Source organism: Bartonella sp. TT29SHDZB (genome assembly GCF_042193395.1).
Taxonomy (GTDB): Bacteria; Pseudomonadota; Alphaproteobacteria; order Rhizobiales; family Rhizobiaceae; genus Bartonella.
Genome location: NZ_JBHILQ010000037.1, coordinates 1 through 6,264, shown reverse-complemented (window position 1 = coordinate 6,264; position 6,264 = coordinate 1). Strand labels below are relative to the sequence as shown.

General features: G+C 39.2%; 4 protein-coding genes. All 4 read right to left on the bottom strand.

Annotation, left to right across the window (positions count from 1 at the left end):
* Positions 1 to 217 precede the first annotated feature (217 nt).
* A complete protein-coding gene (locus ACFIJJ_RS08860; protein ID WP_375610943.1) occupies positions 218 to 688 on the bottom strand; it encodes an SMI1/KNR4 family protein in 471 nt (156 codons plus the stop codon).
* Between the two features lie 274 nt (positions 689 to 962).
* Positions 963 to 1,310: an HNH/ENDO VII family nuclease gene (locus tag ACFIJJ_RS08855; protein ID WP_375646683.1), complete on the bottom strand. Its 348-nt coding sequence runs from the start codon at positions 1,308 to 1,310 to the stop codon at positions 963 to 965.
* Positions 1,311 to 1,398: 88 nt separating this feature from the next.
* Positions 1,399 to 3,972, bottom strand: a complete 2,574-nt coding sequence (locus ACFIJJ_RS08850; protein ID WP_375646682.1) for a DUF6990 domain-containing protein — start codon at positions 3,970 to 3,972, stop codon at positions 1,399 to 1,401.
* Between the two features lie 6 nt (positions 3,973 to 3,978).
* Positions 3,979 to 6,264 (bottom strand): DUF637 domain-containing protein (locus ACFIJJ_RS08845; RefSeq protein ID WP_375646680.1); only part of this gene is annotated, 2,286 nt, incomplete at its 5' end.

Below are 6,264 nucleotides of genomic sequence, written 5' to 3'. Positions count from 1 at the left end.
TTAACTTATTGAAATATAATGATTTTAATTTTCTCTCATTTAAAAAAAATGATATAGGTTCTAAAAAGAACTGACAAAAATGACAAAAGTTTATTAAAAGGGATTTTTCTAATCTTTATAATGATCAATCTCTTTTTAGATGTTTTCATAACAAGCAATAAATCGCAATTATTCTATTTATCAACTAGTTGTATAACATCATCTAAGGTATAAGTTTTCATGAATCTTCCCCTGCATACTCTTTAATTCTTTTGCAGAGAAATTCATAAAAATTACTTGCGTAATATTCAGAATCTTCAGATGTATACTTGAGATAGAGTGGGCATTCACCATCCCGAAACTGCTTATAATCAAAATAAAAGGTTTCACCAAAATCAGTTGTGCAGATAACAAGTTGTTTGGGGTCCGTAAAGCCATCTCTTCTATCAAGCAAATTTCGGTAAACAATATCACCAGCAGGAATACCTGCACAGATTTCATAAATACTGAATATTTCTTCACCTCCAATTTCTCCTCCTCCATAATTTTTTAAAAAATTCTTATAGGAAGAGGTAAATTGTAAACCAAGAGTGTTCTCAGCTGTTTTAATCCGTACATCATCAGGGGCATTATCTTGAGTACCAAAATTAATAACATGACTATGCATATCAACATATTGTGCAACATCTGATAAAGTATAACTTTTCATAAATTTTTCTCCATAAGTCACAGCGTGTTTTTACTCATAATGAGTGCTCCTAATGATCAATCTTTTTCTACTATAGCCAATGGAATTGAGATGAGATTGATAAAATCATAAGAGATATGTTCTTGACGGAGCTCTTTTCTCATCTGTCTCTGTACAATCATCTCGCATTTACAATATATGATGGAATTAAAGGAGGTGATCATTAAAGTTTAGAGAGCGCCTTTTAGGGATATTATTTCAATATTTGCAATAATTACTCTTTCTTTTTTCCTACTTAGGAATTTTTTTTTGAAATCCAACAAATAACTTTTCTGATAAAATTTGTCTTTGGATTCATAGGAGCAACCAAACTCCTGCCTTGATAAAATGAGTAGAGAACCTCAACGAGAGGACTATCTTGTTGTTGTGTCATAGGATGTAACATAATAGGTCTAAAATCGACTCCAATAGGTGCTCTTCCTGATACCATTCTTTCCACATTTGTACCCGTTACTATCTGTCCTTCTTCTTTCCAAGAAGAAACTGTTTCGGGCTCAAACAGTTCATCTTCCTGATAAACTTTTTGACTTTTAAATTCCACCGGCTCAGCTGCCCCCATACTTTTTTTCTTTATCCATTTCATGATTCATAATCCCCTCGATTTTTTCAAAATAATCAATTTATTCTTTGTTCTAAATAGACTTAAATAAACTCTCCTTCCAAGAGCGAGGTTATTCCTCGCTAGAAAGCTCTGAGTGATCATCAAAATCTTTTGCTACCCGTTCAATCAAAGCGTAGCTCACTTGCTTCACCTTTGCTACTTCTTTGGCTAAAGCTAATGCACGTTCAAGGTGGGTTTTGTTGATGCTCTCGTCAAAGCCTAGGTGATCACCTGCCGTAAAGCTTTTCTGATAAGATTGTAAGGTCTCAACATCACCCAATAAAGCAAGAGCGCCAAGATGAAGTAAAGCATAATGTGCATCGTTTGCTTCAGACGTGGTGCTTTTTTCCCAAGGAGCAGCGCCATAATCAGAGCGAAGTCTTTCAGAAAGGTCAATGTCTGTTACCGCCCATTTTAGCGCGTCATCAAGTGCTTGCTTTAAGCGATCCGCAGTAACTTCTGGTTCAAAGATTTCTAAACCCTTTGCTTCAAAATTAAGCTGTATATCTGGAATATCTTCCGTGTGGGTAGGATCAATGAATTTACAAGCGGTGGAAAGAATGCCCGTGCTAATCATAAAGGCGCTATCAAATTGCGGGTAGTCTTTGGCAATTTCGTCGTTATAAAGAATGTCTACTTCACGATCAGCCAATTGATAGCTTGCCATATGGTCATTCTCATTGATTTTCTCGGTTGACCAGCCTAGGCTTTTTAAAAGTGCATGAGCACTTTCCATGGTGAGACGATCATCATTGTCATCCACTTCATCCACTTCCTCTGCCACTTCAACAGAAGTTGTTTTAGAAGCAACAGATGCTATTTGCGGATCCAAGCTCAAAATCGGTGCATTTTTCGGAAAACCTGCTCGATAACCCCGTGCAAGAGTGAGGAGATTATCAATTCTATATTTTGAGATTTCTTCCACAAAACCTAAAGGATTTCCCTTTCTAAAATTCTCCTTATAAGATTTGAGCTTTTCAACATCCCCAATCAAAACAAGCGCAATAAGGTGACGCGCTACAAGATCAAGTTCACTGTCTGGGGAAAAAGCCGCATAATCATAAATGATTTGATTGACATTTTGCCGATCTGCCCATTCAAGTATATCTGTACAAATCTCCTTTAGCTTGCCTCTATCCAATTCAGTACTAGAAACTGTATAAACTTCTTCTGCTTCTTTGAGGGCTATATATTGAGGCATATTATAGAAAATCTCTCTATGAGCAGTGGAAAAGCCAAGTGTTGAAAGGGAAGCCTTAAATGCAACAATTGGCTCTTCTTCATCACTTTGAAGACTGTACATTATATTGATGATACGGTCTTTACTGATAAAATAGGTATTACGATCATAGTTTTTATCACGATAAACTGTCCAACCCATTTCTTTTAATTGCTCAGCAACCTTATTGAAAGTAATCAAAGCTTTCGGACCAAGATGTGCTTCTGCTGCTTCTCGCTCATTAAGGATTTTCAGATGTTCTTCAGCAAATTCAACGGCATGGTTAACATATTTTTCTACTTCATCATCATCCAAATGTTCAGAAATCGTACCAGCTTCTAAAAAATTTTTATAAGATTTCAGGGTATCAATTCGACCTGTCAACGCTAAACAAGCCAAATGCCAAACTATATCTGTATCGTAACTATATTTTTGAACAACTGTTTTGCTTTCGATCGATGCTTGTAAATCTTGAGCGCGTGCCCATTGTATTATCCGCTCAGAGATTTGCGTCAATTCTTGCTCATTCAACCTCTCTACACAAATATCAATCCCTTTACCAAAACCACTAAAAATCCCTCCCCCAATTGTATTAAAAGACTGATAAATATCCGTAGGTCGTATCCAATTATATTCTCCCCTATAGTGAATATAACGACAAGCTATAGAAATCTCTTCATTAGAGATCTCAGCTTCAAGACGGACATTGTAATTGTCATGGAGGCGTACAAAACCAAAATCAAACTGAATAAAACGATCTGGCAAAGAAAGAAACATTCTCCCAGGTTCCATAGCAATCCATCCTAGCGTTTTGAAGATGCGACTTGCTGCGGTAAGGCTTATCGAGCGCTGTTTGGGCTTTTTGCGCGTTAGAATATCGTCTAACTCTCCATTCTTATAGGCTTGTGCAAATAAAATAAGGCGATCAATCCACTCCATGGTTGCATAATCGGCAAATTCTGGAACATGTAATTGGGGTGCCGGCTTATCAGACCTTAAAGCATCAATATCGCCAAGCAATGCTTGTGCAACAGCAGAATGATTGGCGGCTTCTTCATGCAATTTTTGTTCAATATCTTGTACTTTCGCCCACGCAATTACCCTATTTAAAGCTTCCTCAATATGACTTTCAGAAAGATTCTGTGCTGTAACTCCGAAATTTTCTTCTGCAGAAATCAACATATCATCATATTTATAGCGCGACTGTTCGCTATTAGAATATTCCTCAGCAAGGCAATAAGCGGCGGTAGTAAGAGCGACTGATAGCCGCAACCTTCCACCATCCTCTCCATAATCTACAACATCATAGAGAATGCGTATTATACGATCAGAAAGATGATAATAAGCAAATGTATCTCCAACTTCATGGCGATGAGTCTCCCAGCCCAATCTTTTTAAAATTTCTGTTACGTTTTTGGTTTGCATAGTCATTCACTTTTCTTCTAAATAACTTGGATATTCGTTTAGTTTATATTTTCGTGGTCCTTTTTCCCATTTCTTACTCAATTGTTTTTTAGGCCACTCTTTATTAAATTTTTTTAGTTGTTCCTCAGTTGGTTTCTCTTTTTTTATAAACTTTTCTAAATTTTCTTGGTATTTATTAAATTTCTCTTTATTTTTCTTAAGATACTCTTCAGCTTTAGGACCACAAAACTTTATACTTCCTGTTGTTTTACATATTTCTCTTAAAGCTTTCTGCATTTTATTTAATTTGGCTTTACCTGTTTTCGTCTCACTAAATGCTGGTTCACCATCCTCAATATAAGTATTATCAGGACGTGTTCTTGCCTTAATTGTACCTTTATCTGTCTTAATTTCAATTTCAATCGTTAATTCTCCCTCGCTTGGTGAAAATCCTTCCTCCTCTAATCTTTGTTTTTCCTCATCGCGTTTTTTGTCATGATATTTCCTACCTTTATTAAGCTTTTTACCCTTTCCATCGTTGTCATCGTCATTATTGTTTTGTGGTTCTTTATTGTTTCCGTTTTTTTTCTTATTTTTACTTTCCTTCTGAGAATCTTTATTTTTTTCTTCTTGTGAGTTTTGATTTGTTTTTTCGCTATCTTCTGCAGAATTTTTCGATGCAAACCAATAGGTAAGGAAATCAGCTATAGCGGTTCTATTGTTAGGAGATTGAACAATAGTTGCTCCACCAGCCATAAAAAGAGACAGAGCTGCCAACTCTTGTGGCGTAAGCGACACAATGAACGCTACAGCAGCTGCTACCGCAGGAAGAAAATTATTTTCGGCAGCATTACCTGCGGCATCAGCGCCAGTATTGACATCACCACCAGCAAGGGCAGCAGCAAAGCCTCCCGCTATGCGCGCGATATCAATGGCATGATCATTAAAATCAGAAAACTGTGCTTCAATCTTTGCATTGATACGCGCTTGTTCTTCTGCCGTTGGAACACGACCATCCAATGCTGCTATTTCTTTTTGTATAAAATTTTTGGTCGACAGTTTAAACTGGAGCATAGCAGTGGCTTCGCCCACAGCCCCGCCGATAGCACCGGCAGAGCAAGCACCGCTCGCAACAGCGCCTTTTAAGCAGCCAAGACCGGCGTGAGCAACGATCTGCGTGACCGTATTTATTTTGCCTTCTGCCTTGGCGGTACCGATTTCTTCTGCCAACGATTTGCCAACCGTATCAGACAGGGCGATGCGCAGATTGTTAAAAAAGTTCTTGTCAAGAGAACCACCCTCAAGAGCCGTTTGCACGCCTGTGCCAATGGCGGCTTTGATCAGATTCTTTTCCGCTTCAAGGGCGATACGATCGACAAAAGGAGCGGTTTTTGGCAAAGATTGTCCAACACCTGCCATTTCCGTTAGTTGGCTGGTTAAGCCTGCTGTCAACATCGAAGAGACAATGCTGAGAACATTCTTTGAAGAACCAAGCTCATGCAAGGCGCCGGCAATGTTGCCGCGATTATTGACAAGAGCCACAGCGCTTTTGTTAATCAATGCTTGGACACCTGCCTGTATCGCTGCATTCATGGCGGTGCTCGAGCCAAGCCCCAAAGCACCGGTAATGGCACTGGCAGCGCCCGAGGCTGCTCCGCCTGTAACCGCCGTGACAGCCAATGCCACGATAGCCGCACCGGCTTCTGTCAATCCTTGGGCTTTATAATCCCAGTCTTTAAACTCAGCCTTAACTGCTTGCCAATCCACTTGCTTGGATAATTCTGGATCATCACGCAGTTGCTTAATCCATGCCATGCCTGGAGAGAGTGACAATTGCTCAAGGGATTTGTCTAAATCACCGGTTGCCTCATATTCAACAACGAAGCCATTGCCTGCATCAAGCTTCATGCCACCCTTAGCATCTATGGTGACATGCTCGATGGTCTCCTTAAGGTAACCTTTATCGCTCTCACTCCACCACACAAGGTTTTCATTACGCTGATAAACGTCCTTAAAATCTTGATCCTTGTTGGTCAGAAACTTGATTTTTCCCTTATCTGCTGCCAAATGCGTCTGACCACCACTTGATAGCCCTGCCGCACCAAGTGTGAGATGCCCATTTTGCGCGTGCATGGAGAGGTTGCCCTCTGCTTCTATCGTGGTTTTGTTTGTAGTAACTTCTGTTGATTGTTGACGAAACTTATTCTTTTGTTTCGATTTGTCGCCTTCTTTGCCCCTAAGATCCAAATCAAAACTGTTAAAATCTTGCTCTGAAATCGCGTTGAGAGCGCCACCACTAGTGAAATCGCCATT

Coding starts and splice junctions, on each gene's coding strand:
- ACFIJJ_RS08855 (WP_375646683.1), bottom strand. CDS start 1,310: ATGAAATGGATAAAGAAAAAAAGTATGGGGGCAGCTGAGCCGGTGGAA.
- ACFIJJ_RS08860 (WP_375610943.1), bottom strand. CDS start 688: ATGAAAAGTTATACTTTATCAGATGTTGCACAATATGTTGATATGCAT.
- ACFIJJ_RS08850 (WP_375646682.1), bottom strand. CDS start 3,972: ATGCAAACCAAAAACGTAACAGAAATTTTAAAAAGATTGGGCTGGGAG.